The organism is Nocardia sp. NPDC003269 (assembly GCF_042888005.1).
Lineage (GTDB): Bacteria > Actinomycetota > Actinomycetes > Mycobacteriales > Mycobacteriaceae > Nocardia.
This window is the reverse complement of sequence record NZ_JBIAPA010000003.1, coordinates 1,708,007-1,734,870: the sequence shown is the minus strand read 5'-3', so window position 1 is coordinate 1,734,870 and position 26,864 is coordinate 1,708,007. Positions and strand designations below refer to the sequence as shown.

The 26,864-nt window shown below is 70.6% G+C and carries 29 protein-coding genes; 18 read left to right on the top strand and 11 right to left on the bottom strand.

The features are described 5' to 3' along the window. Positions 1-27 precede the first annotated feature (27 nt). From xerD to ACFYWJ_RS28015, 9 genes are all read left to right on the top strand, one after another. Positions 28-966, top strand: coding sequence for a site-specific tyrosine recombinase XerD (gene xerD, locus ACFYWJ_RS28055; RefSeq protein ID WP_355281050.1), 939 nt, complete (start codon positions 28-30; stop codon positions 964-966). A 253-nt stretch (positions 967-1,219) separates the two neighbouring features. Next, the gene (locus ACFYWJ_RS28050; RefSeq protein WP_355281243.1) at positions 1,220-2,053 is read left to right on the top strand and encodes a ParA family protein; all 834 of its coding nucleotides are present in this window, start codon (positions 1,220-1,222) and stop codon (positions 2,051-2,053) included. Then, positions 2,050-2,934, top strand: a complete 885-nt coding sequence (locus tag ACFYWJ_RS28045; RefSeq protein ID WP_387161487.1) for a segregation and condensation protein A — start codon at positions 2,050-2,052, stop codon at positions 2,932-2,934. The genes ACFYWJ_RS28050 and ACFYWJ_RS28045 overlap by 4 nt, the downstream gene beginning before the upstream one ends. Further along, the gene (gene scpB / locus ACFYWJ_RS28040) at positions 2,931-3,587 is read left to right on the top strand and encodes an SMC-Scp complex subunit ScpB (protein ID WP_355281051.1); all 657 of its coding nucleotides are present in this window, start codon (positions 2,931-2,933) and stop codon (positions 3,585-3,587) included. Before ACFYWJ_RS28045 ends, scpB begins: the two co-directional genes overlap by 4 nt. A gap of 8 nt (positions 3,588-3,595) precedes the next feature. Continuing rightward, positions 3,596-4,855, top strand: a complete 1,260-nt coding sequence (locus ACFYWJ_RS28035) for a pseudouridine synthase (protein WP_355281053.1) — start codon at positions 3,596-3,598, stop codon at positions 4,853-4,855. Positions 4,856-4,893: 38 nt separating this feature from the next. Beyond that, on the top strand, positions 4,894-5,598 hold the full coding sequence (cmk, locus tag ACFYWJ_RS28030; protein WP_355281247.1) for a (d)CMP kinase: 705 nt from the start codon (positions 4,894-4,896) through the stop codon (positions 5,596-5,598). Continuing rightward, positions 5,595-7,013, top strand: a complete 1,419-nt coding sequence (gene der, locus ACFYWJ_RS28025) for a ribosome biogenesis GTPase Der (RefSeq protein ID WP_355281055.1) — start codon at positions 5,595-5,597, stop codon at positions 7,011-7,013. The genes cmk and der overlap by 4 nt, the downstream gene beginning before the upstream one ends. A 168-nt stretch (positions 7,014-7,181) precedes the next feature. Further along, positions 7,182-7,802, top strand: a complete 621-nt coding sequence (locus ACFYWJ_RS28020; protein WP_355281056.1) for a hypothetical protein — start codon at positions 7,182-7,184, stop codon at positions 7,800-7,802. Between the two features lie 188 nt (positions 7,803-7,990). Next, positions 7,991-8,266 carry a YggT family protein gene (locus tag ACFYWJ_RS28015; protein ID WP_355281058.1) on the top strand — a complete coding sequence of 92 codons (276 nt, stop codon included), beginning with the start codon at positions 7,991-7,993 and terminating at the stop codon, positions 8,264-8,266. Positions 8,267-8,291: 25 nt separating this feature from the next. Here the strand turns inward: ACFYWJ_RS28015 and ACFYWJ_RS28010 are convergent, their stop codons facing one another. After that, the gene (locus ACFYWJ_RS28010; protein WP_355281059.1) at positions 8,292-8,888 is read right to left on the bottom strand and encodes a TetR/AcrR family transcriptional regulator; all 597 of its coding nucleotides are present in this window, start codon (positions 8,886-8,888) and stop codon (positions 8,292-8,294) included. 102 nt (positions 8,889-8,990) lie between these two features. Between ACFYWJ_RS28010 and ACFYWJ_RS28005 the strand changes: the two genes are divergently transcribed. Continuing rightward, on the top strand, positions 8,991-9,878 hold the full coding sequence (locus ACFYWJ_RS28005; protein WP_355281061.1) for an alpha/beta fold hydrolase: 888 nt from the start codon (positions 8,991-8,993) through the stop codon (positions 9,876-9,878). Between the two features lie 14 nt (positions 9,879-9,892). Here ACFYWJ_RS28005 and ACFYWJ_RS28000 read toward each other — a convergent pair whose 3' ends face one another. Next, the gene (locus ACFYWJ_RS28000) at positions 9,893-11,017 is read right to left on the bottom strand and encodes an ACT domain-containing protein (protein ID WP_355281063.1); all 1,125 of its coding nucleotides are present in this window, start codon (positions 11,015-11,017) and stop codon (positions 9,893-9,895) included. A 201-nt stretch (positions 11,018-11,218) separates the two neighbouring features. Between ACFYWJ_RS28000 and ACFYWJ_RS27995 the strand changes: the two genes are divergently transcribed. Both ACFYWJ_RS27995 and ACFYWJ_RS27990 read left to right on the top strand, forming a co-directional pair. Beyond that, positions 11,219-12,475 carry an aspartate kinase gene (locus tag ACFYWJ_RS27995; RefSeq protein ID WP_355281064.1) on the top strand — a complete coding sequence of 419 codons (1,257 nt, stop codon included), beginning with the start codon at positions 11,219-11,221 and terminating at the stop codon, positions 12,473-12,475. Between the two features lie 78 nt (positions 12,476-12,553). Continuing rightward, positions 12,554-13,402: an alpha/beta fold hydrolase gene (locus ACFYWJ_RS27990; protein ID WP_355281065.1), complete on the top strand. Its 849-nt coding sequence runs from the start codon at positions 12,554-12,556 to the stop codon at positions 13,400-13,402. 4 nt (positions 13,403-13,406) lie between these two features. Here ACFYWJ_RS27990 and ACFYWJ_RS27985 read toward each other — a convergent pair whose 3' ends face one another. Beyond that, entirely contained in the window at positions 13,407-14,123 is a 717-nt protein-coding gene (locus ACFYWJ_RS27985) for a GNAT family protein (protein WP_355281067.1), read from the bottom strand. A 213-nt stretch (positions 14,124-14,336) separates the two neighbouring features. Beyond that, positions 14,337-15,161, bottom strand: a complete 825-nt coding sequence (locus ACFYWJ_RS27980; protein WP_355281069.1) for an SAM-dependent methyltransferase — start codon at positions 15,159-15,161, stop codon at positions 14,337-14,339. Between the two features lie 678 nt (positions 15,162-15,839). Between ACFYWJ_RS27980 and ACFYWJ_RS27975 the strand changes: the two genes are divergently transcribed. Then, positions 15,840-16,025, top strand: a complete 186-nt coding sequence (locus tag ACFYWJ_RS27975; protein WP_355281071.1) for a hypothetical protein — start codon at positions 15,840-15,842, stop codon at positions 16,023-16,025. A 12-nt stretch (positions 16,026-16,037) separates the two neighbouring features. Here the strand turns inward: ACFYWJ_RS27975 and ACFYWJ_RS27970 are convergent, their stop codons facing one another. Both ACFYWJ_RS27970 and ACFYWJ_RS27965 read right to left on the bottom strand, forming a co-directional pair. Then, a complete protein-coding gene (locus tag ACFYWJ_RS27970; RefSeq protein WP_355281072.1) occupies positions 16,038-16,520 on the bottom strand; it encodes a TrkA C-terminal domain-containing protein in 483 nt (160 codons plus the stop codon). Between the two features lie 145 nt (positions 16,521-16,665). Beyond that, positions 16,666-17,505 (bottom strand): NAD(P)-dependent oxidoreductase, encoded by an 840-nt coding sequence (locus ACFYWJ_RS27965; RefSeq protein WP_355281073.1) that lies wholly within the window; start codon positions 17,503-17,505, stop codon positions 16,666-16,668. A 105-nt stretch (positions 17,506-17,610) separates the two neighbouring features. Here ACFYWJ_RS27965 and ACFYWJ_RS27960 point away from each other — a divergent pair, with 105 nt between their 5' ends. Further along, positions 17,611-18,348, top strand: a complete 738-nt coding sequence (locus tag ACFYWJ_RS27960) for a PaaX domain-containing protein, C- domain protein (protein WP_355281074.1) — start codon at positions 17,611-17,613, stop codon at positions 18,346-18,348. 158 nt (positions 18,349-18,506) lie between these two features. Here ACFYWJ_RS27960 and ACFYWJ_RS27955 read toward each other — a convergent pair whose 3' ends face one another. Beyond that, the gene (locus ACFYWJ_RS27955) at positions 18,507-19,361 is read right to left on the bottom strand and encodes a TetR family transcriptional regulator (RefSeq protein WP_355281076.1); all 855 of its coding nucleotides are present in this window, start codon (positions 19,359-19,361) and stop codon (positions 18,507-18,509) included. A 130-nt stretch (positions 19,362-19,491) separates the two neighbouring features. Here ACFYWJ_RS27955 and ACFYWJ_RS27950 point away from each other — a divergent pair, with 130 nt between their 5' ends. The 3 genes from ACFYWJ_RS27950 to ACFYWJ_RS27940 are packed head-to-tail and all read left to right on the top strand — an operon-like array spanning position 19,492 to position 22,459. Then, positions 19,492-20,700, top strand: a complete 1,209-nt coding sequence (locus tag ACFYWJ_RS27950) for an acyl-CoA dehydrogenase family protein (protein ID WP_355281077.1) — start codon at positions 19,492-19,494, stop codon at positions 20,698-20,700. Next, positions 20,697-21,719 carry a phosphotransferase family protein gene (locus ACFYWJ_RS27945; protein WP_355281079.1) on the top strand — a complete coding sequence of 341 codons (1,023 nt, stop codon included), beginning with the start codon at positions 20,697-20,699 and terminating at the stop codon, positions 21,717-21,719. The genes ACFYWJ_RS27950 and ACFYWJ_RS27945 overlap by 4 nt, the downstream gene beginning before the upstream one ends. Next, positions 21,716-22,459, top strand: a complete 744-nt coding sequence (locus ACFYWJ_RS27940) for an SDR family oxidoreductase (RefSeq protein ID WP_355281080.1) — start codon at positions 21,716-21,718, stop codon at positions 22,457-22,459. The genes ACFYWJ_RS27945 and ACFYWJ_RS27940 overlap by 4 nt, the downstream gene beginning before the upstream one ends. Here the strand turns inward: ACFYWJ_RS27940 and ACFYWJ_RS27935 are convergent. Together ACFYWJ_RS27935 and ACFYWJ_RS27930 are read right to left on the bottom strand one after the other, a co-directional pair. Further along, on the bottom strand, positions 22,456-23,436 hold the full coding sequence (locus tag ACFYWJ_RS27935; RefSeq protein ID WP_355281081.1) for a diiron oxygenase: 981 nt from the start codon (positions 23,434-23,436) through the stop codon (positions 22,456-22,458). The two genes, ACFYWJ_RS27940 and ACFYWJ_RS27935, sit on opposite strands and share 4 nt — an antisense overlap. 98 nt (positions 23,437-23,534) lie before the next feature. Next, positions 23,535-24,383, bottom strand: a complete 849-nt coding sequence (locus ACFYWJ_RS27930) for an SDR family NAD(P)-dependent oxidoreductase (protein WP_355281083.1) — start codon at positions 24,381-24,383, stop codon at positions 23,535-23,537. 54 nt (positions 24,384-24,437) lie between these two features. Here ACFYWJ_RS27930 and ACFYWJ_RS27925 point away from each other — a divergent pair, with 54 nt between their 5' ends. Beyond that, positions 24,438-25,436, top strand: coding sequence for an alpha/beta hydrolase (locus ACFYWJ_RS27925; protein WP_355281084.1), 999 nt, complete (start codon positions 24,438-24,440; stop codon positions 25,434-25,436). Here ACFYWJ_RS27925 and ACFYWJ_RS27920 read toward each other — a convergent pair. Beyond that, complete coding sequence (locus tag ACFYWJ_RS27920) at positions 25,418-26,008, bottom strand: dihydrofolate reductase family protein (protein WP_355281086.1); 591 nt, start codon at positions 26,006-26,008, stop codon at positions 25,418-25,420. The two genes, ACFYWJ_RS27925 and ACFYWJ_RS27920, sit on opposite strands and share 19 nt — an antisense overlap. Beyond that, positions 26,005-26,823 (bottom strand): metalloregulator ArsR/SmtB family transcription factor, encoded by an 819-nt coding sequence (locus tag ACFYWJ_RS27915; protein WP_355281088.1) that lies wholly within the window; start codon positions 26,821-26,823, stop codon positions 26,005-26,007. The genes ACFYWJ_RS27920 and ACFYWJ_RS27915 overlap by 4 nt, the downstream gene beginning before the upstream one ends. Positions 26,824-26,864 lie beyond the last annotated feature (41 nt).

The window sequence follows — 26,864 nt, the reverse complement described above, 5'->3', positions numbered from 1 at the left end:
GGTCGGCGGGGACTAGGCGGCTCGGGCGTGCTCGCGCGGGAGATCGACGCCTACCTCGACCATCTGGCGGTCGAGCGCGGAGCCGCGCGCAACACCCTCGGCGCCTACCGGCGGGACCTGGCCCGCTACCGCGCCTTCCTCACCGGACGTGGCATCGCGAATCTCGCGGCCGTCGCGCAGGGCGATGTCGCGGAGTTCACCATGGCGTTGCGGTCCGGCGGTGAGGATCATCCGCCGCTGGCCGCCGGGTCGGTGGCCAGGGCCTTGATCGCGGTGCGTGGCCTGCACCGCTTCGCCGCGGCCGAAGGTCTCACCGACACCGATGTGGCGCACGCGGTGAAACCGCCGGCGCCGGGTCGGCGGCTGCCCAAGGCATTGCCCTACGACCAGGTGCTGCGGGTACTCGAGGCCGCGGGTGGCGACGGTGATTCGGGTGGGGCCGACGGCGGACCGCGGGGATTGCGGGACCGGGCCCTGCTGGAACTGCTGTACTCCACCGGCGCGCGCATCTCGGAGATGGTCGGCCTCGACGTCGACGACCTCGACGCCGAACAGCGGTGCGTGGTGCTGCGCGGCAAGGGCGGCAAGCAACGGCTCGTCCCCATCGGCAGGCCCGCGCTCGCCGCGGTCGACGCCTACCTGGTACGCGGTCGCCCGACCCTGGCCGCGGCCGGAAAGGGTTCCGGGGGAGCCCTTTTCCTCAACGCGCGCGGCGGCAGGCTGTCGCGGCAGAGCGCCTGGCAGGTATTGCAGACCGCCGCCGAGCGCGCCGGGATCGGGGCGACGGTGTCGCCGCACACCCTGCGGCACTCCTTCGCCACCCACCTGCTCGACGGCGGCGCCGATGTGCGCGTGGTGCAGGAACTGCTCGGGCATGCTTCGGTCACGACGACTCAGATATACACCCTCGTGACGGTGAGCACGCTGCGCGAGGTGTGGGCGACCGCGCATCCGCGGGCCAGGTGAAAGCGGCGGTGCGCGGTCGCGTCCAGCGGGTATCGTGCGAACACGCCCGGCGTTGCCATGCTGTACCTCACCGGTCCGAGCGGTAGCGTCTACCCCCAAGAGCTGGACCGTACGAAAGCGAGTCCGGGCCCGAATCGGCCTCGCTACCCTCGACAGGGGTTACCGGTAGGACACGTATAAGGAGCAGCGGATCGTGACGACAGCGGAAACACCGTGGGACGGTGGACCGGACGAGGTCGCCGAGGCCGTCGAGATGGGCCCGACCGGGCGCCCGCTGCGACTGGTACCCGAGCCGCCGCAGGTGCAGCGTCACGGTGACGCGCTGGTGGTGGCCATGTGCAACCAGAAGGGCGGGGTCGGCAAGACCACCTCGACCATCAATCTCGGTGCGGCCCTGGCCGAATACGGCCGCCGCGTCCTGCTCGTCGACCTCGATCCGCAGGGCGCGCTCTCGGCCGGGCTCGGGGTGGCCCACCACGATCTCGACCTCACCGTGCACAACCTGCTGATCGGCGGGAAGGCCACCGTCGACGACGTCCTGCAGACCACCAAGGTCGACGGGATGGACCTGTTACCCAGCAACATCGACCTCTCCGCGGCCGAGATCCAGCTGGTCAACGAGGTGGGCAGGGAGCAGTCGCTGGGCCGGGCGCTGGCCGGCGTGCGCGACCGCTACGACTACATCCTCATCGACTGCCAGCCCTCGCTCGGCCTGCTCACCGTCAACGCGCTGGCCTGCTCGGACGGCGTGATCATCCCGATGGAATGCGAGTACTTCTCGCTGCGCGGCCTCGCGCTGCTCAACGACACCGTGGAGAAGGTGCGCGACCGGCTCAACCCGCGCCTGAGCCTGTACGGCATCGTGGTCACCATGTTCGACGCCCGGCTGCTGCACTCCCGCCAGGTGATGTCGCGGGTGGTCGAGGTGTTCGGTGACCTGGTCTACGACACCGCGATCTCGCGCACCGTGCGGTTCCCCGACGCCAGTGTCGCCGGTGAACCGATCACCACCTGGGCCCCGAAATCGGCGGGCGCCGAGTCGTATCGGGCGATGGCACGCGAGGTCATCCACCGGTCGGGCCGGTGATCGACGCAACACCCGAGGTGCGTGAGGATCGGCAAGAAGCGGCACCCGCCGCCGAGAACACCGGGTTCCACCTGCGGCTGAAGAACTTCGAGGGGCCGTTCGATCTGCTGCTGACGCTGATCAGTTCGCGCAAACTCGATGTCACCGAGGTCGCGCTGCATCAGGTCACCGACGAGTTCATCGCCTACACCAAGGCGCTGACCGCCGAGCTCGCCGAGAACACCAAGCTGCGCGCGGACAAGATCCTCGACCAGACCACCGAATTCCTCGTCGTCGCCGCGACGCTGCTCGACCTGAAGGCGGCCCGGCTGCTGCCCTCGGGCGAGATGACCGACGCCGACGACCTCGAACTGCTCGACGCCCGCGACCTGCTGTTCGCCCGCCTGCTCCAGTACCGGGCGTTCAAGCAGGTGGCCGAACTGCTCGCCGAGCTGGAAGCGGCCGCGTTGCGCCGGTATCCGCGCTCGGTGGCGCTGGAGGAGCAGTTCGAGGGGCTGCTGCCCGAGGTGACCCTCGGCGTCGACATCAGCGCGTTCGCCGAGATCGCGGCGGCGGCGTTCCGGCCGCGCCCGGTCCCGCAGGTCGGCCTCGCGCATCTGCACATGCACACCATCTCGGTCGCCGAGCAGGCCGAGCTCGTCCTGGCCCGGCTCAAGGAACGGGGGCCCGGCGGCTGGACGACCTTCGCCGAACTGGTGGCCGATTGCACGGTCCCGGTGGAAATCGTCGCCCGGTTCCTGGCGTTGCTGGAGCTGTACCGGGGCAAGACCATCGCGTTCGACCAGCCCGATCCGCTCGGCCCGCTGGCCGTGAGCTGGCTCGGCGAGCTGGATCCCGACGCCGAAGCGGCGGCGTTGACGTTCGAGGAGGACTACGGATGATCGAGGTAGTGGTGGAGTTCACTTCCGAGCCGCTCGACGAGGCGGAACTGCGTTCGGCGCTCGAGGCGATGTTGCTCGTCGTCGACGCTCCCGCGCCGGTAGAACAGCTGGCCGCGGCCCTGGACGACACCGCCGAGCGGGTCGAGACCACCCTGCGGACCATGTCGGCGGAGCTGACCGCGCGGGGCAGCGGCATCGACCTGCGTTTCGTCGGCGACGGTTGGCGCTTCTATACTCGACAGGAGTACGCGCCCTATGTCGAGCGTGTACTGCTCGACGGGGCTCGGACGAAGCTCACCCGGGCCGCCTTGGAGACCTTGGCGGTGATCGCCTACCGCCAGCCGGTGACCCGGACCAGGGTCAGCGCGGTTCGCGGGGTGAACGTCGACGGAGTGATGCGCACACTGCTGGCCAGGGGCTTGATCGCGGAAGCGGGTCAGGACCCGGAGACCAACGGCACGCTGTACCGCACCACCGAGTTGTTCCTCGAACGGATCGGGCTCGCCTCACTGGGCGACCTGCCACCGCTGGCGCCGCTGCTTCCCGGCGTCGACCTGATCGACGAGATCAGCGAGAGCCTGGAGACCGATCCACGGTTCACCAGGCTGCAGAAACCGGCCGAGTCCGACATGGACCTCGGCACCGACGATTGACAGGACAGATGAATACTTCCGCTCGCCGAGATGGCACACCGGACCGAAGAAAACGCAGCGACCAGCCCCGTAGCGGCGCGAACCGGACCGCGGGAACCCGCGGCGGCACCGCGCGCACCGGGCAGTCGGGCAGCCGCGGCACCGGCGGATACGAGCGCGGTGAGTCGACCGGCCGCCGCAGTTCCTCGGGTGGCTTCACCCGCGGCGCCGACGACCGGCGCGGATCGACGGGACGCGGCTACCAGCGCGGCGCGACCGACGATCGGCGTGGCGGCTACGACCGTGGCGGCGACGACCGTCGCGGCGGGTACCAGCGCGGCGGCGACGACCGTCGTGAGGGTGGCTACCAGCCGCGTGGCACGCAGCGCGCGGGCAGCACCGCCCGCCCCGCGACCTCGCAGGCGCCCGTGCGCAAGACCAAGTCGGCCAAGCCGCAGCGCAAGGTCGTCGCGCCGACGATCCTGAACAACGCCAAGCCGGCCCGCCACCAGCACGCCGAGAACACCGAGGGCCCGAAGAAGCTGCCCTGGGGCGAGGGTGAGCGGTTGCAGAAGGTGCTCGCCAAGGCCGGGGTGGCCTCGCGCCGCGCGGCCGAGGACATGATCGCCGCCGGTCGCGTCGAGGTCGACGGCAAGATCGTGCGTGAGCAGGGTCTGCGCGTCGATCCGGAGAACGCGGTCGTGCGCGTCGACGGCACCCGCGTCGTGGTCCGCGACGAACTCGTGCACCTGGTGCTGAACAAGCCCAAGGGCTGGCAGTCCACCATGTCCGACGACCTGGGCCGCCCCTGCGTCGGCGACATCGTCGCCGAGCGGATCGCCGCCGGGCAGCGGCTGTTCCACGTCGGCCGCCTCGACGCCGACACCGAGGGCCTGCTGCTGCTCACCAACGACGGCGAGATGGCGCATCGCCTGATGCACCCCTCCTTCGAGGTGCCCAAGACCTACCTGGCCACCGTCAACGGCGAGGTCAACTACCGCCTGGTGGGCAAGCGGCTGCGCGAGGGCGTCGAGCTCGAGGACGGCCCGGCCAAGGTCGACAAGTTCATGCTGCTCGAGGCTTACGAGGGCCGCTCGCTGGTCAAGCTCGTGTTGCACGAGGGCCGCAAGCACATCGTGCGTAGGCTGCTCGACGAGGTCGGCCACCCGGTGATCCGGCTGGTGCGTACCCACATCGGCCCGGTGGCGCTGGGCGACCAGCGTCCCGGCACGCTGCGCGTGCTCGGCCGCGACGAGATCGGCAAACTCTACGAGGCGGTGCAGCTGTGAACGGAGTGGATTTCCCGGTGGAGTTCGCCGGCGACCGGATGACCGGTGACGGCACGCTCGTCGTCGCGATGGACGGCCCGTCGGGTACCGGCAAGTCCAGTGTGTCGCGTCGGCTGGCCGCCCGCCTGGGTGCCCGCTACCTCGACACCGGCGCCATGTACCGGGTCGCGACGCTGCGCGTGCTGCGCGCCGGGGTCGACCTGGCCGATGCCGACGCGATCGCGGAAACCGTTGCGGCGCTGCCGCTGTCGATCGGCACCGACCCCAGCCGCGAGGTGATCGAGCTCGACGGTGAGGACGTCTCCGCCGAGATCCGCGGCGACGCCGTCACCAAGGCCGTCTCCGCCGTGTCCGCGGTGGCGCAGGTGCGCGAGCAGCTCGTCGCCCTGCAGCGCGAGATCGCGGCGGTGTCCGGGCGCATCGTGGTGGAGGGCCGCGATATCGGCACCGTCGTGCTCACCGGCGCCGACGCCAAGATCTACCTCACCGCCTCCGCGGAGGCCCGCGCCCAGCGGCGCAATGCCCAGAACATTCGCGAGGGCCGCGGCGACGACTACACGGCCGTGCTGGCCGACGTGCAGCGCCGCGACACCCTCGACTCCACCCGCACGGTGTCGCCGCTGCGCCCCGCAGCCGACGCGGTGCTCGTCGACACCAGCGACCTGACGATGGACGAGACCATCGACGAGCTCTACCGCGTGGTGGCCCAGCAGCTTTCGGCCACGACAGGAGGGTCGCGATGATCGACGAAGAGGTTCTGGTCGGAGACGGCACCTGGTCCGACGAATCCGATTGGGAGATCGCCGATCTCGAAGGCGAGCACGAAGGCGACGAGCATCTCGCGATGCCGACGGTCGCCGTCGTCGGCCGCCCGAACGTGGGCAAGTCGACCCTGGTGAACCGCATCCTCGGCCGCCGTGAGGCCGTCGTCGAGGACATCCCCGGCGTCACCCGCGACCGCATCTCCTACGAGGCCAGCTGGGCAGGCCGCCGATTCCTGGTGCAGGACACCGGCGGCTGGGAGCCCGACGCCAAGGGTCTGCAGCAGCATGTGGCCCGCCAGGCCGAGGTCGCGATGGCGACCGCCGACGCGATCCTGCTCGTCGTCGACGCGACAGTCGGAGCCACGGCCACCGACGAGGCCGCGGTGCGCAAGCTGCGCCGCTCCAAGATCCCGGTGATCCTGGTGGCCAACAAGGTCGACGACCAGAAGGTCGAACTCGAGGCCGCCAGCCTGTGGTCGCTGGGTCTCGGTGAGCCGCGCATGGTCTCGGCCTCGCACGGCCGTGGCACCGGCGATCTGCTCGACGACGTGCTCGGCGCGCTGCCCGAGACCCCGCGCGAGGGCACCGGCGCCGCCGGACCGCGGCGCGTTGCGCTGGTCGGCAAGCCGAACGTCGGCAAGTCCAGTCTGCTGAACAAGCTGTCGGGCGACGAGCGTTCGGTTGTCCACGACGTGGCGGGCACCACGGTCGACCCGGTCGACTCGCTGGTCGAATTGGGCGGCAAGGTCTGGAAGTTCGTCGACACCGCCGGTCTGCGCCGCAAGGTGTCCAACGCCTCGGGCACCGAGTTCTACGCCTCGCTGCGCACCAAGTCGGCGCTGGAGGCCTCCGAGGTCGCGATCATGCTGATCGACGCCTCGGTGCCGATCACCGAGCAGGACCTGCGCGTCATCAGCCTGGTCGCCGACTCCGGTCGCGCGCTGGTGCTGGCGTTCAACAAGTGGGACCTGGTCGACGAGGACCGCCGCTACATGCTCGAGCGCGAGATCGACCGCGATCTGGTGCGGGTGCCGTGGGCCCAGCGGGTCAACATCTCCGCCCACACCGGCCGCGCCGTGGCCAAGCTGGTGCCGCAGATGGAGACCGCGCTCGAGTCCTGGGACAAGCGCATCTCCACCGGCCGCCTGAACACCTGGCTCAAGGAAGTCATCGCGGCCACCCCGCCGCCGATGCGCGGCGGCCGCCAGCCCCGCGTCCTGTTCGCCACCCAGGCGAGCACCCGCCCGCCGACGTTCGTGCTGTTCACCACCGGCTTCCTGGAGGCGGGCTACCGCCGCTTCCTGGAGCGCCGCCTGCGCGAGGAGTTCGGTTTCGACGGTTCGCCCGTGCGCATCTCGGTGCGCGTGCGCGAGAAGAAGGAACGCAAGAAGTAGCGCGTCACCACGCGAGCCCCGGGTCGACCGACCCGGGGCTCGCGGCATCTCCGGACCTGTTGGGCGACAGTGCAGTTCGTCGCACTGCTGCCCTCCCGTTCCCCGTGCGGTCCTATGCTGTGACTGTGCGCCCCGATGTTCGCAGGGTGCGTGGGGGAGGGGCATGAGATGACGTCGGTGAGCACGGTCCAGCCGGGGCGTTTCGAACGTTGGCGCGTCTTCGGCGCCATGACGGTGGCCGTCGGCGCGATGGCGCTGGTGATCCTGGCGTCGGTCGGTGTCGATACCGACGGCTACCGGATGATCATCCGCGCGACCGCCAGAACCTCACTGGCGCTGTTCCTCTCCGCGTTCGTCGCCTCGTCGCTGCTCGCGCTCCGGCCGGGCGAGCCGACCCGCTGGCTCGCCCGCAACCGGCGCTACCTCGGCCTGTCGTTCGCGATGTCGCACGGCGTCCATCTCGCTGCCATCATCACGCTGGCGACCACCGACCCGTCGACCTTCGCCACGCTGACCGACGCGGGCTCGATCATCGGCGGCGGCCTCGGCTATGTCGCCATCGCGATCCTCACCGTCACCTCCTTCGACCGGATCGTGGCCGGGCTGGGTGCTGCCCGCTGGCAGCTGATCCAGACCGTCGGATCCTGGTTCCTCTGGCTGTTGTTCCTGGTGACCAACGGCGGGCGCATCCCCGAGAACGCCTGGTACGCAGTGCCGACCGCGCTCGTGCTGCTCGCGGCGGCACTGCGGGTGGTCGCCCGCACGCGCGGTGTCGCCGCGACCGCGTGAGCGACGCGATTCCGGCGAGCGGTTGGTCGAGGCGTGAACGCGCCCTTCCCGACACCGGACGCGCCTGCGCGGTCCGGTGCGGTGGAGGGCTGATAATCGGCTGAGAACGATCGGGGTGGGACACTTCGGCGCGGGCTGGCGCGTTGATCGGGGTACGAGGCCCTGTGCGGCTTCCTAAGGAGTGCGTCATGAGTCTCATCGGAACCGTGGTCGGCTACGCGCTGACGGTGTTCATGTTCGTGTTGCTCGCGCGCATGGTGCTGGACTGGCTGGCGGTGGCGGGGAAGGGTCCGGACTGGGTGGGGAAGGCGCGGCAGGTCACCCATGCCGCGACCGAACCGGTGATCGCGCCGGTGCGGCGGATCCTGCCGCCGGTCCGGATGGGCGGGCTCGGCATCGACCTGGCCTTCACCCTGGTGTTCATCGCCGTGCTGGTCCTGCGCGCGATCGCCTTCAGCCTGTAGCGGCCCTCGCCGCGGCGAGTCGAGCTCAGGCGTCGACCACCCGGTCGAGCAGATGCTCGACGAGTTGTGGTGCGCGCGCGGCCATGCCGTGGTCGGTGAGCATGCCCTGGGCCAAACCGGCGATCGTGAGCAGGACGACCTCGGCATCCGCGCGGATCGTCGGCTCCGCCGCCGCGGGCCCACGGAGCTGCCGGAGCTGGGCGGCGACCGCGTCGATGATGTAGGTGGGCGTGTCAGCGGTATCGGCGGATTCGAGATCGGGTCCGGTGAGCGTGGCCGCGTGGAAGATGCCGAGCAGGACGGCATCCTGTCTGCTGGCGTCGTCGAGCGGCAGCAGACCCATCAGCACCGTGCGGACGACGTCGCGCGGGCCCGCTTCCGGGCCGAGTGCGGTCAGGGCCCGGTGCAGCCGGGCGCCCGAGTCCGCGACGACCGCACGATGTGTCGCGAGCAGGAACTCCCTCTTGGTGCCGAAGTAGTACTGCACCGACCGCACCGAGACCCCGGCCTCGGCGGCGACCGATTGGAATGTCGCGGCATCGAGCCCGCCCCTGGCGATGACGCGCCGCGCGGCGCCGGTGATGGACCGGCGCCGTTCCTCGTGATCGGCCAACCGTGGCACGCCCGCCTCCTTCTGCTCCAGCTCGTCCCCTCCGGTTCTTGATGGTACGCCCATACCATCTTTGTGGTACGGTAATATCACCAACGAAGTAGAGGGGTGGTCATGGCCAAGATCGGGCGGTTCAAGAACGACAAGGCGCGCGAGGAGTACCTGCGGGCCTATCGGGAGCTGGAGAAGGCGCAGCCGATTCCGTCGACCACCGTCGACGTGCCGACGACCTTCGGCACCACCCGGGTCCGCACCTTCGGTCGCGGCGACGGCGTGCCGCTCGTGCTGCTGCACTCGCTCGGCGGAAACAGCCTGTCCTGGAACCACGTGATCGAGGATCTGGCGCGCGATCGGGTCGTCCACGCGCCCGAATTCCTGGGCACGCCCGGTCTCAGCGTCCAGACCGCGCCGATCGACGAAACACGGTTCGGCGCGTGGTTCACGGAGCTGCTCGACGGTCTCGGCGTCGACCGGGTGCATCTGGTCGGGTATTCGCAAGGCGGCTGGGAGGCGATGGCGATCGCGGCGGGCGGCGCGCCACGGCTGGCGAGCCTGACGGTGATCGAACCCGGCGGCACCTTGGCGAAGATCCGCTGGGGCGTGCTGTGGAAGATGATCACCGTGGGCGCGCGCCCGACCGACAAGAACCTCCGCAAGCTGAACGCCTGGATGAACCCCGGTGTCACCCTGTCCGACGCCGAATTCGCCGGTGTGAAAGCCGCGTTGGGCTACATCCCCACGATCGGCTACCCCCGGCTGTTCACCGACGAGCGGCTGGCGACGATCACCGTGCCGACCCTCGGCCTGTTCGGCTCGGAATCGATCGCCGCCGACGCGACCATCGCCGCCGGACGCCTGCGCGACAACGTCCCCACCTGCGAAACCGAGATCTACCCCGGCGCGGGCCACGGCATCTTCCACCAGATCCCGAAGCAGGTCACCGCGAGCATCCTGGACTTCACCCGCCGCTACGAACCGACCGAGGCCCGGCGCGGGGAGTAGCGGGCACGACGCGGCTAGTCGTCGGTGCCCTCGATGCGCCAGCGGGTCGATACCTCGCGGACGCAGGGGGCGTCGGTGAGGGCGTCGATCGTGTCGGTGACGGCCGACTCGCGGGCGCGGTGGGTGAGGATGATCAGGTGGGCGTCGGGGCCGTGGTGTTCCTGGCGGACGCGCGCGATGCTCACGCCGTTGTCGGCGAAGACGGCGGCGACCTGGGCCAGGGCGCCGGCGTGGTCGGTGACGCGCAGGTTGAGGTAGTAGCGGGTGGGGGTGTCGCCGAGGGGAGCGATGGGGAGCTGGGCGTAGTGCGAGGCGCGGGGGGCGCGGCCGCCGTGGACGCGGTTGCGGGCGGCGGTGATGAGGTCGCCGAGCAGGGCCGACGCCGTCGCGGTGGTGGCGGCGTCGCCGGAGAACATCAGCCTGCCCGCGCCCTCGGCGTCGACGGCGACCGCGCTCGACGGCGCCTCGACCCGGGCGAGCGGATCGGTCACCGGGAGCAGCGCGGGGTGGACACGGACCGAGATCTGTTCCTTGCCACCGTCTTCGGCGATCCTGGTGCAGACGGTGAGGGTGCGCAGGCGCAGACCCAGCGCCGCCGCGGCGGCGAGGTCGGCGGCCGCCGCGGGCCCGGACTCCTCGAAGTGCACGTCGCCGACCTCCACCCGGGTGTGGAAGGCCAGGGTCGCCAGGATCGCCGCCTGCGCGGCCGCGTGCCTGCTGTGCTCGGCGGGGAAGACCCCCAGCACCTGGTTCACCCGGTCACCCGAGAGCGACTGGGTCAGCGGCCGGACCACCGGAACCCCGCCCGCCACCGCCGCTTCGAAGCACAGATCGGCGCCGTGCTGCTCGGCGGCCGCGGCCAGCCGGTGCCCGTGCTCGGCGATCAGCGCGGTGTTCGCGGTGATCACCGACCGTCCCGCGCGCAGCGCGTCGAGCACCGCCGTCACCGCGCCGACGTGCTCGGTCGCGTCCACCACCAGCTCCGCGGGCCCGGCGAGCACCAGCTCCGCACCGGCGCGTTCCCGCAAGTCCCCGCCCGTGTCACGGATGATCCGCACGACCTCGGCGGCGAGTGCGCCGGTGCCGAGAACGGCGACCCCGAACGAGCCGCGTGGGGAACGAAAGAGCTGATTGGTCATGGGAATTCGCCTCACCGCCGAGAACTGCCGAGCCGGGAACGAACGCCGTGGCCGCCGCCCCCGCCCAGTCAGTATCGCGGCCGGATCGACTCGGCGGCAGCCGTTTTCACCACGAAACAGGACAGCCGTGCCAGAAATGCCGGAATACTCGGAGGGGTCACCCGCGGGTCGCACGCGGGCGAGCAGGGGAGAGGACGAGGAATGGCCCTGGTTGTGCAGAAATTCGGCGGATCGTCGGTGGCGAGCGCCGAGCGGATCCGGCGGGTCGCCGAGCGGATCGTGGAGACGAAGAAGCAGGGTCACGACGTGGTGGTGGTGTGCTCCGCCATGGGCGACACCACCGACGAACTGCTGGACCTGGCGGGCCAGGTGGCGCCCGCGCCGCCGCCGCGCGAGATGGACATGCTGCTCACCTCCGGTGAGCGCATCTCGAACGCGCTGGTGGCCATGGCGATTCACGCCCTCGGCGCGGAGGCCAGGTCGCTGACGGGCTCGCAGGCGGGGGTGATCACCACCGGCGCGCACGGCAACGCCAAGATCATCGAGGTCGACCCCGATCGGGTCCGGCGCGCTCTCGACGACGGCGAGGTGGTGCTCGTGGCCGGATTCCAGGGCGTCAGCCAGGACAGCCGCGACGTCACCACCCTCGGGCGTGGCGGATCCGACACCACCGCCGTCGCCCTGGCCGCGGCTCTGCACGCCGATGTCTGCGAGATCTACACCGACGTCGACGGCGTGTTCACCGCCGATCCGCGGATCGTGCCCGACGCGCAGAAACTCGACCAGATCTCCTACGAGGAGATGCTCGAGATGGCGGCCTGCGGCTCGAAGGTGCTGATGCTGCGGTGCGTGGAATACGCCCGCCGCTATCACGTTCCGGTGCACGTGCGCTCGTCCTACACCGACGCGATCGGCACCACCGTGTTCGGCTCGATGGCCGACATCCCCGCCGCTCAGGCGGTGCTCACCGGCGTCGCGCACGACCGCAGCGAGGCGAAGGTGACCGTCGTCGGCCTGCCCGACGAACCCGGCTACGCGGCCCAGGTGTTCCGCGCGGTCGCCGACGCCGAGATCCCCATCGACATGGTCGTGCAGAACACCGGCACCGGCCGCACCGACATCACCTTCACGCTGCCCGCCGCCGACGGCGCCCGCGCGGTGGCCCTGCTGCGGGAACGTCGCGCCGATATCGGTTTCACCGATGTGCGCTACGACGACCGCGTCGGCAAGGTGTCGCTGATCGGCGCGGGGATGAAGAACCATCCCGGGGTCACCGCGACGTTCTGTGAGGCGCTGGCCGAGGCGGGGATCAATCTCGATCTGATCGCCACCTCGCAGATCCGGATCTCGGTGCTGGTCCGCGACACCGACCTGGACGCGGCGGTGCGCGTGCTGCACCGGGCCTTCGATCTCGGCGGCACCGAAGTCGCCGTCGTGCACGGCGGCACCGGCCGCTGACCAGATGATTGACGGGCAACTGAACCACAGGTAATTTACCCATCAGTCAATTAGGCCGTCGATCGACCGGAGGGTCCCTTGAGCAACCGACTGACCTCCTACACCCGGGTGGGACTGCGCTTCGACGTGGTGGACTCCGGTCCGATCGACGGCCCGGTCGTCCTGGCGCTGCACGGTTTTCCGCAGACCGCGAGTTCGTTCGGGGAACTCGCCCCGCTGCTCGCCGCCCGCGGCTACCGCACCATCGCCCCGAATCAGCGCGGCTACTCGCCGGGCGCCCGGCCGCGCGGCCGCTTCGCCTACCGGATCACCGAACTGGTCGACGACATCCTCGCGCTGATCCGCGAGATCGACCGTGGGCCCGTCCATCTGGTCGGCCACGACTGGGGTGCGATGGTCGCCTGGTCGGTCGCCGCCGCGCGGCCCGACCTGGTGCGCTCCCTGGTGACGATGTCGGTGCCGCACCCCGCCGCGTTCCGCCGTTCACTGCTCGGCAGCGACCAGCTCGCCCGCTCGTACTACATGGGGTTGTTCCAGATCCCGGTGCTCCCCGAGCGGTTGCTGCACGCGCGGCCCGGGATTCTCGACCGCGCGCTGGCCGGCACCGGCATGACACCGGAGATGATCGCCCGGGTGCACCGCGAGATCGTCGACACCGGCGCGCTCACCGGCGGGTTGAACTGGTACCGGGCGATGATCCTGCTCGGCCAGCGGGCCATCTCGGCGCCGGTCCAGGTGCCGGTGACCCATGTCTGGAGCTCCGGGGATACGGCGCTGGCCCGCCGCGGCGCCGAGCTCACCGGGAACTACGTCACCGGCGACTACCGGCTGGTCGTGCTGGACGGCGCCTCGCACTGGCTGCCCGAGGAGCGTCCGCGAGAGCTGGCCGAGATCATCACCGAGCGGATCGAGTCCGTCCGGGTCTGAGCTGTCAGCCGATCGGAGAGGCCAAGGGGCGCAACGCCTCGGCGGTGGCCGGGATCAGCGGGGCCCGCGGCAGCACGGTGCGGGCGGCGAGCTGCTCGGTGATCCGCAGCCGCACGCCCGCCCACTCGTCGTGCAGGATCGAATAGAACGCGGTGTCGCGCACCGCGCCGTCGAGCCCGCGCGAATGTGCCCGGCGCACACCGTCGCTCACCGCGCCGAGCCGTTCGATCGCGGCGCGGGAGCGCAGGTTGCGGGCGTCGGCGCGCAGGGTCACCCGGCGCACGCCCCAGCCGTCGAAGGCGTGGGTCAGCATCAGCAGTTTGCACTCGAGGTTCACCACGCCGCCGCGCACCGCGGGCGTCAGCCAGGTGTTGCCGATCTCGACGGCGTCGGGGATCGCCCCGCCGGGCAGCGCGGTGACGGGCTCGGCGGCCAGCGGCCAGCTCAGCGGGCCCTGCCAGTAGTCGAGCCGGGTGAACCGGGTGGCCCCGACCACGCAGTCGTCGGCCACGGTGACGATGGCGAAGGCCAGGGTGGTGCCGGCCAGCTGGGCGGACTCGGCCTGGAAGACGTAGGTGCGGGCCTCCTGCTCGCCCTGCGGGACGATGGTGAACCCGGCCGGACCGAGCGCGACCGAGGCCGCGGCCAAGCCGGGAACATGGTGGGGTGCCAGGGGTTCCAGCCGTGCGATGCGGCCGTGGAGGATAACGGGTGCGGGCATGGTGACCGGCGTCCTTCGTCTGATGAGGGTCGCCGAAAACACGAGGCGTGGATCTCACGCGGCACGTGATTGCGGCGAAGCGACACGAACGATCCAGCAGCATCGAGAAAACTAGATGCACAAGATAGCGGAACGTGACGCGTTCACCCGTGCGAACAGACGAGATGTCGTGGCCCGAATTTCACCGGGGTCAGGCGACCCGGACGAACCGCCCTAACGCTTGTCGGCGATGGCCGCGACGATGAGTTCCTCCCACACCGAGAGCTCCCGATCGGGCGAGCCGATGCGCGCCGAATCGTCGTCGTCGGGCACGTTCTGGTGCCAGCGGGCGGCCGCGGCGACGCCGGGCTCCTGCAGTCGCAGATCGCCGAACAGCGCGACGATCTCCGCGTCGGTGCGCCAGCGGCCACGGCCGAAGGTGGATTGCAGCTTGGCTTCGGCCTCGATGGTCTCGGCGTTGTCGCCGGAGCGGAAGTGCGAGATGAACACGCTGCTGCCGACCGGGATCTGCTCGGTCCAGTACTGCACGACCGCGCGCGGGTCCTCGTCGTCGTTGAGGTGGTGCAGGATGGCGCTGAAGATCAGGGCGACCGGCTTGTCGAAATCGATGAGCCGGTTCACCTCCTCGTTGGCGCGGATGCCGACGGAATCGCGCACATCGGCGTGCACGACGGTGGTGTTCTCGTTGGTCGCCAGCAGCGCGCGGCCGTGGGCGAGCACGATCGGGTCGTTGTCGACATAGACCACGCGCGCGTCGGGGTTCACCCGCTGGGCGACCTGGTGCACGTTGTCGGCGGTGGGCAGGCCGCTGCCGAAGTCGAGGAACTGGGTCAGGCCCGCCTCGGCCATCTCGCGGACCGCCCGGGTGAGGGCCTGCCGGTTGGTGAACGCGATCGCCACCGAACCGGGCAGGTTGAGCTTGAAGTGGTCGCCGATCGCGCGGTCGACCTCGTAGTTGTCCTTGCCGCCGAGCAGATAGTCGTAGACCCGGGCGATGCTCGGACTCGACTGGTCGATCACATTCGCGTTGTCGCTCATCGTCGACGACCCCTCACGCTGTTACCGGTGTGTGCCGCCGCCCATCGTAGGAGAACGACGGCGGGTCGGCATGCTTTCCCTGTCGGTGATACCCGAAAACCGTTCCGGGCGTGTCGGTTCCGGTGCGCGCCGGGGTTCGGTCCGGTCGGTGCCCGGGCGAGGTCTCGATGCGGGTAGCGGTGGTGTCGCAGTTTGCTCACGGCGCGTTTTCGCACGTCAGGGCCGTAACGGTTCGGTAAATCACAGGCTTGTCGGCATATTGAGCAAATGTCCAGTTGTGCACGGGTTTTGCCAGTTCCGGGGGGTGTTTGCCGGATATGTAACGTGCGTTATCGACCCGTGTCGCACGCATGTTCTATGTGATGCAGATCACATCGCCTGTCATTCGGCTACCGGGAGTGGCACGCTCGTAATTGCTGAACGTTAACCGTTTGTGATCAACGGCGAGGTCGACGCCGACCTTCCGTCACATTCGCCCTGTCCGTCCGCTCCGGCGTAGCGGGCCTCGAAAGATCCGGTATGGATCAGCAACCGGCCGTGTCGGGACGGCCACCCGGAAGGGGGCTCATGCTGATGAGCAGCATGTACTTCGAATCGAACAGCAATCTGTCAGTTACCGGCCGTGATGGTCGCGTCACCGCGCCCAGGCCCACCGAATCGTCGCTCGGCCCGTTGGGAATGCCCGGCTTGATCCTCGGCCTGCTCCTGCTCGGCCTGGGTATCGTCGCGCTGCTGCGCCTGGGGGAGTGGGCGGGCAGCTACGGCCCCGAGCTGGTCGTGCTGGCCTACGTCCTCTACATGGCCGCCGCGGCGTGGCTGGCCCTGTGGGGCGCGGCGACGGTGCGATCTCTGCACCGCCACTAGGTTCACCCCCGGTCAGCCGTCGTGCAGGAGCTGCGCGGCGGCTGTCAGGCTGTCCGCGGACCCGACCACGATGAGGACGTCGCCCGCGACGAAGGCGAATTCCGGTCCGGGGGAGGCGAGTACCGCGCCGGCCCGCATCACCGCCACGATCGACGCCTTGGTGCGGGTGCGCATCCGGGTGTCACCGAGTGTGCGGCCGTCGTAGGGCGAGTGCGCCGCGAGCGGGAACTGCCGGGTGCGCACGCCGTCGAACTCGCGATGCTCGGCCTCGAGCTGGGCGACCACCCGTGGCGCGCCGAGCAGGCTGGCCAGGGCCGCCGCCTCCGCCGCCGACAACGCGATCTGCTCGGTGACATCGGGATTGCCCGGCTTGCCGACGATCAGATCGATCGCGCCGTCGCGGTGCTCGACCACGCCGATGCGGCGCCCGCTCTTGCGCACCGCGAAATCCTTGCGTACCCCGACCCCGGGCAGCGGCGTCACGTCGATCTGCACCCTCTCCACTGTAACCGGGCAAAAGGGACGCGGGCTGGTCACAATTCCGCCGCCGGACGGTGTCGAACAGCTATCGCCGATCGGCCACGGGTGTGTCGCTGGATCAGCGCACCGCGGTGGCGGCGAGCTGATCCAGCGCACGGTGTCAGGCCTGCGGCGGGTCGACGAAGATGTCGTACTCGAGGGTGCCCGAGCCGCCGTAGCCGGACAGGTCTGTGATGCCCTCGGCCGCCAGCACGTCGACGTCGAGGAAGGTGTTGCCGGTGGTGGTGCGCGCGTCGCGGCCGAGGATGGCGACGGCGGCGTCGGCCACGATCTCCGGGGTGCGGGCCTTGGCGATGGCCTCGTCGCCGCCGAGCAGGTTCTGCACCGCGGCGGTCGCGATCAGCGTCTGCGGCCACAGGCAGTTGGCGGCGACACCGTGCTCGGCGTATTCGGCGGCCCAGCCGAGCGTGAGCAGCGACATCCCGTACTTGGCGACCATGTAGGCCGGATGCCCGCCGAGCCAGTGCGGGGCCATGTTCAGCGGCGGCGACAGGCTCAGGATGTGCGCGTTCTCGCTGTTGCGCAGGTGCGGCAGGCAGGCGCTGGAGAGCAGGTAGGTGCCGCGCAGCTGGATCTGCTGCATGAGGTCGAAGCGCTTGATCGGCAGTTCCTCGGTGGACGCCAGCGCGATCGCCGAGGCGTTGTTGACGCAGTAGTCGATGCCGCCGAACCGCTCCACCGCCTGGCCGACCGCATTGGCCACCGAGGCCTCGTCGCGGACATCGCCCACCACGGCCAGCGCCTGACCGCCCGCTTCCTCGATCTCGGCGGCCGCGGTGTGGATGGTGCCCGGCAGACGCGGATCCGGGACATCGGTCTTGGCCAGCAGCACGATATTGGCGCCCTGGCGCGCGGCGGCGACCGCGATCGCCAGCCCGATGCCGCGGCTGCCGCCGGACATGATCATCGTGCGCCCGGCGAGCGGGTGGGTAGTGGTCATGGGCGAGGCTCCTTGTCGTCGGCGACGCCGGAGAGGCGGCTGATATCCGGCAACGTTACATATCTGAGATGGCCGTGGCAATAGTGAAATATGTAGACTCGATCCGTGCAACCCCCTGTGACCGGCCCCGATACCGAGGTCCGCCCGGTATCGGCCCGCTCGGCGCTGGTCCGGATTCTCATCGCCGCCGATTCGCCGACGATGACCTCACGCGAGATCTGTGCCGCCACCACCACCGTCGGCTACCCCGAGGCGACCGTCCGCGTCGCCGTGTCCCGCATGGTCGCCGCCGGTGACCTGGTGCGGGAGAACCGTGCCTACACTCTCGTCCCCGCGCTGCGCGCCCGCCGCACCGAGCTCGCCGCGCCGGCCACGCTCCCGTGGACCGGCGACTGGGAGCAGGTCGTCGTCACCGCCACCGGCCGCCCCGCCGCCGACCGCGCCGCGCTGCGCGCGCGCCTGCTGTCGCTGCGCCTGGCCGAACTGCGCGAGGGCGTCTGGATGCGCCCGGCCAACCTGGACCGCGCCTGGCCCGCGGACCTCGACGACACCACCTTCCGCCTGCGCACCCGCCCGGTCGAGGAGCCCGACGACCTCGCCGCTCGCCTCTGGCCGCTGGCCGACTGGTCCGCCCGCGCCCACGGCCTGCTGGCCGCCATCGACACCGCCGACCCCACCGCCAGATTCGCCGCCGTCTGCGCCGGTCTCGACCACCTCACCACCGACCCCGTCCTCCCGGCCGACCTCCATCCCGCCGACTGGCCGGTGACCCGCCTGCGCACCGTCACCGCCGACTACCTCGCCTGGTTCGCCGCCCTGCGCCCGGAACCGGTCGCGCCGTAGGCGATCGGGCTCCACGATGTTGTCCGCGGTCGTCCGGGTGTGGTTGCGGGAGAGATCAGCTCGTCCCGTCTACGATGGACCGTGCCGTGCGACGTGGCGGCGCCGCATGGTGCATGGGGAAGGGCCCGCCCCGAGAGTTTTCGGGGCGGGCCGCACCGTCAGCGGGGGATGCCCAGGACGCCGAGGGCGAAGTCGGCGTAGTCGGTGGCGATCTGTTCGGGTGTGGCCGGACCGTCGAGGCGGAACCACTGCGGCAGGGCCGTGCACATGGTCGCGATCGCGCGCCCGGCGGCGCGCGCGTGTTCGGTACTCCGCTGCTGCTCGGTGAGCGCGCTGTCGATGTCGGCGTCGAGCAGATACTGGATCTCGTTGCGGGAGATCGTGATCCGGCGCCGGTCGGCCGGTTCGAGACTGCGCATCTCGCTGGCGCCGATGAAGGCGAGTTCGCGCCGGTGGGTGTGGAACAGCGCCAGCGCCTCGACGACCCGCGTGACCCGGTCGCGGCCGGTGCCCGCCTCCCGGCGGGCCGCGTCGACCCGCCAGTGCAGCTCGTCCATGGTCAGGTCGAGCGCGCGCACGAGCAGGGCCTGCTTGTCGCGGTAGTGGTGGTACACGCCGGGCACGCTCATGCCGGCGCGCTGCGCGATCGAGCGCATGGTGGCGCCGTGATAGCCGGTCTCGACGAAGGAGTCGATCGCGGCCGCGAGCACCGGATCGATGTCCAGTGGCGGGAATTCGCGCCACGCGCGGGCGTCCTGGTCCGGGGCGGTACCGCGCGGCCGGGGTTCCGGGGCCCGCGCCGCGGGCTCGCCGATCAGCCACTGGGTCGTGGTGCCGAGTTCGGTGGCCAGCGATCGCAGGCGCGGGACCGAGACGCCGGTCTTGCCGGTCTCGATCGCGCTGAGCGTGGCGGCGCTGACCTCGATCCGGCGGGCGGTCTCCCGCAACGACAGGCCCGCCGCGGTCCTCGCCGCGCGCAGGCGGGCGCCGAGCTCACCGTTCGATGTGTTCATGGTGTTCAGAATATCTGAACATAGTGCCCCGAGGGAATCCGTCGATTGACAGCAGTTATCGGGTCGTGTCACTGTCGTAGGCGTCCGGTGCCGAGCGAACGTTCGGCCAAGTGAGTCGAGGAGTGGATCCGTGGCGATCGACCTGTCCCAGCCGCCCGAGGTGCAGCGTCTGGCCGAGCGCACCCGCGCCTTCATCCGCGACCGGGTCCTCCCGCTCGAGGACGCGCACGACGGCGACATCACCGCCGCCGGTGGCGAGGCACTGCGCGTCGACCTGCAGCGCGAGGCCCGCGCGGCCGGGGTGTTCGCCCCGCACGCGCCGATCGAATTCGGCGGCCACGGCCTCGGCATGTCCGACCGCGCGCCGATCTTCGAGGAGGCGGGCTACTCCCTGTTCGGTCCGACGGCCCTGAACATCGCGGCCCCCGACGAGGGCAATGTGCACATGCTCGCCCACATCGCCGACCCGGAACAGAAGCAGCAGTACCTGGCGCCGCTCGCGCGCGGCGAGGTCCGTTCGGCGTTCGCGATGACCGAGCCCGCGCCCGGCGCAGGCTCGGACCCCTCGGCCCTGGCCACCCGCGCGGTGCGCGCCGAGGGCGGCTGGCGCATCACCGGCCACAAGTGGTTCATCACCGGCGCCGACGGCGCCGGTTTCTTCATCATCATGGCCCGGACCTCGGGTGAACCCGGCGATCGTGGTGGCGCGACGATGTTCCTCGCTCCCGCCGACACCCCCGGCCTCCGGGTCGGCAGGCATATCGACACCCTGGACCGATCGATGCTCGGCGGCCACTGCGAGGTGTTCTTCGAGGACCTGCTCGTCCCGGATTCGGCGGTGCTCGGCGCGGTCGACCGTGGCTTCGAGTACGCCCAGGTGCGGCTCGGCCCGGCCCGGATGACGCACGTGATGCGCTGGCTCGGCGCCGCGCGCCGCGGCCACGACGTAGCGGTGGACCGGGTGGCCCAGCGGCGCGGATTCGGTGCGCGCCTAGGCGATCTCGGCATGATCCAGCAGATGATCGCCGACAACGAGATCGACATCGCGGCGACCCGCGCGCTGCTCACCCGTGCCTGCTGGGAACTCGATCGCGGCGAGTCCGCGGCGAACGCGACCTCCATCGCGAAGACCTTCGCCGCCGAGGCGATCTTCCGGATCATCGACCGCAGCATGCAGATGTGCGGCGGTCTCGGTGTCGCGGCGGACCTGCCGCTGGCGCGGCTCTCGCGGGAGGTCCGGCCGTTCCGGATCTACGACGGTCCCTCCGAGGTGCACCGCTGGGCCATCGCCAAACGCGCGGTGAGCGCGGCCAAGCGAGCGCACAAGGATGCCGAATGAGCCTGCCCGGAATGGATGTCGCGGCGCTGGCGCGGTTCCTGCGCGACAGCGGCGTGCCGGTGCGCGGTGAACTGCGCGTGGAACTGATCAGCGGCGGGCGCTCGAACCTGACGTTCACGGCCGCCGACGACGTGTCGACCTGGGTGGTGCGGCGTCCGCCGGTCGCCGGGCTCACCCCGTCCGCGCACGATATGGCGCGCGAGTTCACCGTCACCGACGCGCTCCAGGATTCGGCGGTGCCGGTCGCGCGCACGGTCGCCTTCGACGAGCAGGGCACCGCCCTCGGCGCGCCGATGACCGTCGTCGAGTACGTCGACGGCCGCGTGGTCCGCGACCAGGAGGACCTCGCCGCCCTCACCGACGAGCAGGTCGCCGCGAGCGCGACCGAACTGGTCGACGTGCTGGCCCGCCTGCACGCCGTCGACCCGGCGGCGGTGGGTCTCGGCACGTTTGGCAGGCCCGCCGGCTTCGTCGAACGCCAGGTGAATCTGTGGGCGTCCCAATGGGATCGGGTGAAGACCCGCGAGCTGGCCGACGTGGCAGTGCTGCACGCGGCGCTGGCCGAGGCGGTGCCGAGCACTTCGGCGGCCTCGATCGTGCACGGCGACTTCCGCATCGACAACACCATCCTCGACGCCGCCGACCCGGGCCGGGTGCGTGCGGTCGTGGACTGGGAGATGTCGACCCTGGGCGACCCGCTCACCGATGTCGCGCTGATGTGCGTGTACCGGTCGCCGATCTTCGACCTGGTGCTCGGCTCGTCGGCCGCGTGGACCAGCGACCGCATGCCCACCGCCGACGCGCTCGCCCAGTCCTACGCCACTGCCTCCGGTCGCGACCTCGGCGACTGGGGCTTCTACCTGGCGCTGGCCAACTTCAAACTCGGCGTGATCGGCGAGGGCATCACCCACCGGGCGCTGCGCGGTTCCGGCGCGGGCGACGCCGCCGAGCGCGCCGCGGAGGCCACCCCGGAGTTCATGGCCGCCGGCCTGCGCGCACTGGAAGGACACCGGAAGTGACCGCGAGCAAGTCCGCCCTGATCACCGGAGCGTCCCGGGGTATCGGCCTCGGGATCGCGAACCGGCTTGCCCAGCAGGGGTATTCGCTGACCATCACCGCCAGGGACGCCGACCGGCTGAACGCGGTCGCCACCGATCTGCGGGCGCTAGGTGCCCCCGAGGTGGTCGCCGTCGCCGCCGACATGGCCGACGAGGACGGCATCGCCCGCCTGCTCGCCGAGCACGCCGACCGGTACGCGACCCTGGCCGCGCTGATCCTCAATGCCGGTGTCGGCACCGCGGGCGCGCTCGCCGACTCCTCGATGAAGCGCTTCGACAAGACCGTCGCGGTGAATGTGCGCGCTCCATTGCAACTCGTCCAGGGCGCGTTGCCGATGCTGCGCGCGGCGGCCGCCGCCGATCCGGCCCACGGCGCGAAAGTCGTCGCGCTGTCCTCGATCACGGGCGTGTACGCCGAAGCGGGCCTGGCGGTCTACGGCGCGGCCAAGGCGGCGATGATCTCGCTGCTCGCCACGCTCAATGCCGAGGAGTCCGGCAACGGGGTCACCGCCACCGCCATCGCGCCCGCCTATGTCGACACCGATATGAGCGCCTGGATCCACGACCGGATCCCGCCCGAGCGGATGCTCGCGGTGAACGACGTCGTCGAGATGGTCGACTCGCTGCTGCGGCTGTCCGCCCGCGCGGTGGTCCCGACGATCGTCATGTCCCGCGCGGGTACCGACGGCTACCGCGCTTAGGCGGGGCGGCGGTCGGGCTCGCTGCGGTAGCGGGCCTGGCCGCCGTCGATCTTCAGCAGCTTCCACAGCGGCCTGGTCACCGGGTTCAGCAGGCCGAGCTCGCCGGCCAGGGCGCGCATGTCGCCGAAGAATCCGCTGAGGATCTTGCGCGAGGCCGGGCTGCGCCAGAAGGCGTCCTTGAACACCTCGTCCGGGATATCGAACTTGGTGGCGAACGACTTCGACGGCTTGACCAGTTCGTCGGCCAGCCAGCGCATGGCGATCGGGAAGGCCACGGCGCAGACCGCGGTGCTCACCGGATTCATCCGCGCGAGGTGGTTGCGCAGGAACTCGTTGGCGAAGGAGATGTGCCGGGCTTCCTCGGCGATGTGGATCTCCATGATCCGCAGCAGCGTCGGCTGGGTCGCGTTGCCGGACCGGATCAGCGCCTTCTGATAGTGGTCGATCGGCTCCTCGCCGCCGAGGATGCCGATGAACAGGATGGCCCAGAAGTAGCCGCCCGCGACGCCGATGAACGGCGAGGCGACCCGGAACAGTGGCCGCATGCCCGGCACGTCGTCGCCGATGCGGTTGACCAGTTCCTGGAACATCTGGATGTGGTTGCACTCCTCGGTCATCTCGTGGAGGCAGTACCGGAACTCGGGCGACCCGTTGGGCAGCGCCATCGCGTATTGCATCATCCCGCGGATGAGGATGGACTCGAAGGCCAGCCCGACCTTGGCGGCATTGGCCTGGCGCCAGCGGCCGATCTCGATGCGGCGCTCGAGCGGCAGCGACTGGTACCACGCGGTGGCGCCCAGCGGATCGAGCTCGGCCGAGAGCACCCAGCGCGGGTCGTCCCGGTCGATCGCGAATTCCGGTGCGTCCCAGTCGATATCGAGGAAGGGGTCGAATCTGCGGTGGACCGACCCCTCCGACAGCGTGAGCAGGGTGTCGGCGTAGTCCGGATCGGCGGCAGCGGTCTTCGAGAACGTCATTGTTTCTCTCCATCGTCACAGGGATCGCCGTCGAGCCGACTCTCCCTGATTTGAATGTAACGCACTGTCTCACCTAAATCCAGGGCTGATTTCCCCGCTCAATCGGCCCGCGGAATCCGGCCGTCGACGTCGGTGAATCCGTACTCGACCGCGAGGTCGGCGACCTTCCACGCGCCGCCGCCGCGGGTCAGCCGAGCGGGGTCGGCGGCCAGCGCGACGACCGCGCGACCGGGGAAACGCGGGGTCTCGGCGGCGTTGAGGTCGAAGGTGCCCTCGCCGGGCAGGGTCACCTCGCGGCGTCCGTTCTCGTCGGCCGGAACCATCTGCAGCAGTTCGGTGTCCACGATGCCGGGCCAGATCGAGACCGCGGTCGCGCCGGTGCCGAGCAGGTCGTGGGCCAGGTCGGCGGTGAGCCGGTCCAGCGCGGTCTTGGCGACGCCGTAGACGGCATTGTGCATATACCGCTGGGAGCCTGGGGAGGAGACGTTGACGATCAGCCCCGCCGACTCGATCAGCAGCGGCGCGGCGAACACGCTGGCCACGTAGTGCGAGCGGACGCCGATGTCGAAGGTCTCGTCCCAGGCCTTCGGCGGGACGTCCCAGAACTTGCGGCCGAGCCAGCGTGCCGCGGCGGGGGAGTTGTAGACGTTGTTCACCAGCACGTCGAGTCTGCCCTGCTCGTCGCGCACCTGGGCGAAGAGCTTCTCGACCGCCGCGTCGTCGGCGTGATCGCAGACGACGGCCACGCCGTGGCCGCCCAGCGCGGTGATCTCCTCGGCGGTCGCGTGCACGGTGCCGGGCAGCCTGCCCGCGGTGGTGGTGCGGCCGGTCACATACACGGTGGCCCCGGCCGCGCCCAGTTCCTGGGCGATGCCCTTGCCGATGCCACGGCTGGCGCCGGTCACCACCGCGACCCGGCCGGCGAGAATCTTGGGTGTTCCGCTCATGGCCTCCAGACTCTACCGTCAAAAGAGGAACACGTTCTAGAAACGGAGACGGTAGTGGAGCTGACCCATCGATTCCTGGACACCGGCGGCGTCCGGATGCACGTCACCGAGCGGGGGCAGGGGTATCCGGTCGTCTTCTGTCACGGATTCCCGCACACCGGTTTCGTGTGGCACCGCCAGCTCGCGGCGGTGGCGGGCGCGGGCTTCCGGGCCATCGCCCCGGACCTGCGCGGCTACGGCCGCACCGACGCGCCCGCCGATGCCGCGGCCTACACCAACGCGGCGGTGGTCGGTGATCTGCTGGCGCTGCTCGACGACATCGGCGCGGAGAAGGCCGTCTTCGTCGGCCTCGACTTCGGCGCCCAGCTCGTATGGGAGCTGGCACTGCGGGCGCCCGAGCGCGTGGATGCCGTTGCCGTCCTGAACAATCCGTTCTCGCCACGTCCGCCGCGCGCGCCGTCGGAGTACTGGACCAAGGCCGCGCAGCGGCACTTCCTGCACCTGGCCTACTTCCAGGAGCCGGGCGTGGCCGACGCCGAACTGGCCGCGCGTTCCCGCGAATTCCTGGCCAGGGTCTACTACTCGCTCTCCGGCGACTACCACTACCTCGACACCTGGAAGAACCCGCCGGGCCTCGGCTACCTCGATGTCCTGCCGCAGGCCCCCGAGCTGCCCTGGTCCTGGCTGAGCGAGGCCGAATTCGACACCCTGGCAGCGGAGTTCGATCGCACCGGCTTCACCGGCGGCCTGAACTGGTACCGCAATCTCGACCGCAACTGGGCGCTCACCGAAGCCTTCGCCGGCGCCCAGGTGCCGGTGCCCACCTACTTCCTCTACGGCGAGAACGACCCGGACATGGAGGGGTTCAGCGGCCGTGACCCGCTGGCCGTGCTGCGCGCGAACGTCCCGGATCTGCGTGCGGTGGTGAAGGTGCCGGGTGCGGGTCACCTGGTGCAGCTGGAACGCACCGACGCCGTCGACGAGTTCCTGATCGCGGCTCTGCGTGATCTCGGCGTGGGCGCGCTGTCGAGCGGTCAGCGCACCCGGTCGTAGACGAGCGCGACCTCGCCGAGTTCGCCCACCGCGTGGTGGGTGACGGTCCACCGGGTGCCGGGCAGGCCGTCGTCGAACAGCCGTGCGCCGCCACCGGCGATCTCGGGGCAGATCAGCAGGTACAGCCGGTCGATCAGGTCGGCCGCCAGCAGGTCCACGATGACGCTCGGGCTGGAGTTGACCAGGATGTCGCCGGTGCCTGCGGTCTTCAGTTCGGCGATCACGTCGGCCGCGGGCGCGTTCACCAGCCGGGTCCGCTCCCACGGCGCGTCGGTGAGCGTGGTCGAGAAGACCACCTTGTCGGTGTCGGCCAGCCACTTCGCGTAGGCGCGATTGCGGGGGTCGGCGGCCTCGTCCGCGGCGACGGTGGGCCAGTAGGCGAGGAAGCCCTCGGCGTTGCGGCGGCCGAGCACCGCCGTCGTCGCGTCGGCCCAGAGGCGGGAGAGGTGCTCGCGCGCGACCTCGGTGGTCGCGTAGCGCACGATCGCCGCCGCGTCGGTGGGGCCGCCGGGTCCGTGATAGCGCCCGTCGAGGGTGAGGGCGAGATTGGCGGTCACGGTGCGTTCGGTCATGACTGTGCTTCCTTCGTCGCGGTGCCGCCGATCCGGGCGGCGAGATTGTCGAGCACCTGGCCCCAGCCGGTGCCGATTCCCGCGATGTACGGGACGGCCTCGACGGAGGTGTCGGTGATGGTCAGCCCGAGCCGCAGCCGGGTGCCGTCGCGGCCGGGGTCGAGCGTCAGGTCGTAGTGGCCGGTGAACGACACCGCCCCGGATTCGTCGAGGACCGCGAGGTCGAAGGCGAGGTGCTCGGGTTCGGTTGCGGCGCCGACCTTTCCCGCCGAGCGGTAGCGGCGGCCTTCGGGGTCGCGATAGTCGAGGACGGCGCGACCGCCCGGCCTCGGTTCGAGCGCGCAGTCGGTGATCGTCATCGAGGGCGGGGCCAGCCACGAGCCCAGCAGGTCGGCCTCGACCCAGTGCCGCCAGACGACCTCGCGGGGTGCGGCCAGGGTGCGATCGAAGGTGAAGGTGCGGCCGTCGGCCCACCGATCCCGTTCGGCGACCGCGGTTTCCGCGTCGATGGCCGCGCGGTAGCGCTCGACCACGTCGCGCTCGTCGGCGTTCGCCTCGGCGGTCTCGACGAGCAGGCGCAGCGCCCGTTCGAGCCCGGTGAGCGGCCCGGCCTCGAGCGCGTAGACGCGCCGCTGCCCGAGCGGGAACACGGTGACGAGACCCGCGCGGGCCAGCGTCTGGAGGTGCTTGGTGGTCTGCGGCTGCCGCAGACCGGTCAGCTCGGCCAGTTCTCCCACCGAGCGGGGTCGTTCGGCGAGGAGTTCGACGATGCGCCACCGCGCGCCGTCGCCCAGAGCTGCGGCGATCTCGTCCATGCACAGAAGTATTCCTTGATGAGAATATTCCTGTCAAGGAA

What these genes read in the sequence shown, in the direction of transcription:
- ACFYWJ_RS28050 (WP_355281243.1), top strand. Translation starts at nt 1,220, where the DNA reads ATGGGCCCGACCGGGCGCCCGCTGCGACTGGTACCCGAGCCGCCGCAG.
- scpB (WP_355281051.1), top strand. Translation starts at nt 2,931, where the DNA reads ATGATCGAGGTAGTGGTGGAGTTCACTTCCGAGCCGCTCGACGAGGCG.
- ACFYWJ_RS28035 (WP_355281053.1), top strand. Translation starts at nt 3,596, where the DNA reads ATGAATACTTCCGCTCGCCGAGATGGCACACCGGACCGAAGAAAACGC.
- cmk (WP_355281247.1), top strand. Translation starts at nt 4,894, where the DNA reads ATGACCGGTGACGGCACGCTCGTCGTCGCGATGGACGGCCCGTCGGGT.
- der (WP_355281055.1), top strand. Translation starts at nt 5,595, where the DNA reads ATGATCGACGAAGAGGTTCTGGTCGGAGACGGCACCTGGTCCGACGAA.
- ACFYWJ_RS28020 (WP_355281056.1), top strand. Translation starts at nt 7,182, where the DNA reads ATGACGTCGGTGAGCACGGTCCAGCCGGGGCGTTTCGAACGTTGGCGC.
- ACFYWJ_RS28015 (WP_355281058.1), top strand. Translation starts at nt 7,991, where the DNA reads ATGAGTCTCATCGGAACCGTGGTCGGCTACGCGCTGACGGTGTTCATG.
- ACFYWJ_RS28005 (WP_355281061.1), top strand. Translation starts at nt 8,991, where the DNA reads ATGGCCAAGATCGGGCGGTTCAAGAACGACAAGGCGCGCGAGGAGTAC.
- ACFYWJ_RS28000 (WP_355281063.1), bottom strand. Translation starts at nt 11,017, where the DNA reads ATGACCAATCAGCTCTTTCGTTCCCCACGCGGCTCGTTCGGGGTCGCC.
- ACFYWJ_RS27995 (WP_355281064.1), top strand. Translation starts at nt 11,219, where the DNA reads ATGGCCCTGGTTGTGCAGAAATTCGGCGGATCGTCGGTGGCGAGCGCC.
- ACFYWJ_RS27985 (WP_355281067.1), bottom strand. Translation starts at nt 14,123, where the DNA reads ATGCCCGCACCCGTTATCCTCCACGGCCGCATCGCACGGCTGGAACCC.
- ACFYWJ_RS27980 (WP_355281069.1), bottom strand. Translation starts at nt 15,161, where the DNA reads ATGAGCGACAACGCGAATGTGATCGACCAGTCGAGTCCGAGCATCGCC.
- ACFYWJ_RS27975 (WP_355281071.1), top strand. Translation starts at nt 15,840, where the DNA reads ATGCCCGGCTTGATCCTCGGCCTGCTCCTGCTCGGCCTGGGTATCGTC.
- ACFYWJ_RS27965 (WP_355281073.1), bottom strand. Translation starts at nt 17,505, where the DNA reads ATGACCACTACCCACCCGCTCGCCGGGCGCACGATGATCATGTCCGGC.
- ACFYWJ_RS27955 (WP_355281076.1), bottom strand. Translation starts at nt 19,361, where the DNA reads ATGAACACATCGAACGGTGAGCTCGGCGCCCGCCTGCGCGCGGCGAGG.
- ACFYWJ_RS27945 (WP_355281079.1), top strand. Translation starts at nt 20,697, where the DNA reads ATGAGCCTGCCCGGAATGGATGTCGCGGCGCTGGCGCGGTTCCTGCGC.
- ACFYWJ_RS27935 (WP_355281081.1), bottom strand. Translation starts at nt 23,436, where the DNA reads ATGACGTTCTCGAAGACCGCTGCCGCCGATCCGGACTACGCCGACACC.
- ACFYWJ_RS27930 (WP_355281083.1), bottom strand. Translation starts at nt 24,383, where the DNA reads ATGAGCGGAACACCCAAGATTCTCGCCGGCCGGGTCGCGGTGGTGACC.
- ACFYWJ_RS27920 (WP_355281086.1), bottom strand. Translation starts at nt 26,008, where the DNA reads ATGACCGAACGCACCGTGACCGCCAATCTCGCCCTCACCCTCGACGGG.
- ACFYWJ_RS27915 (WP_355281088.1), bottom strand. Translation starts at nt 26,823, where the DNA reads ATGGACGAGATCGCCGCAGCTCTGGGCGACGGCGCGCGGTGGCGCATC.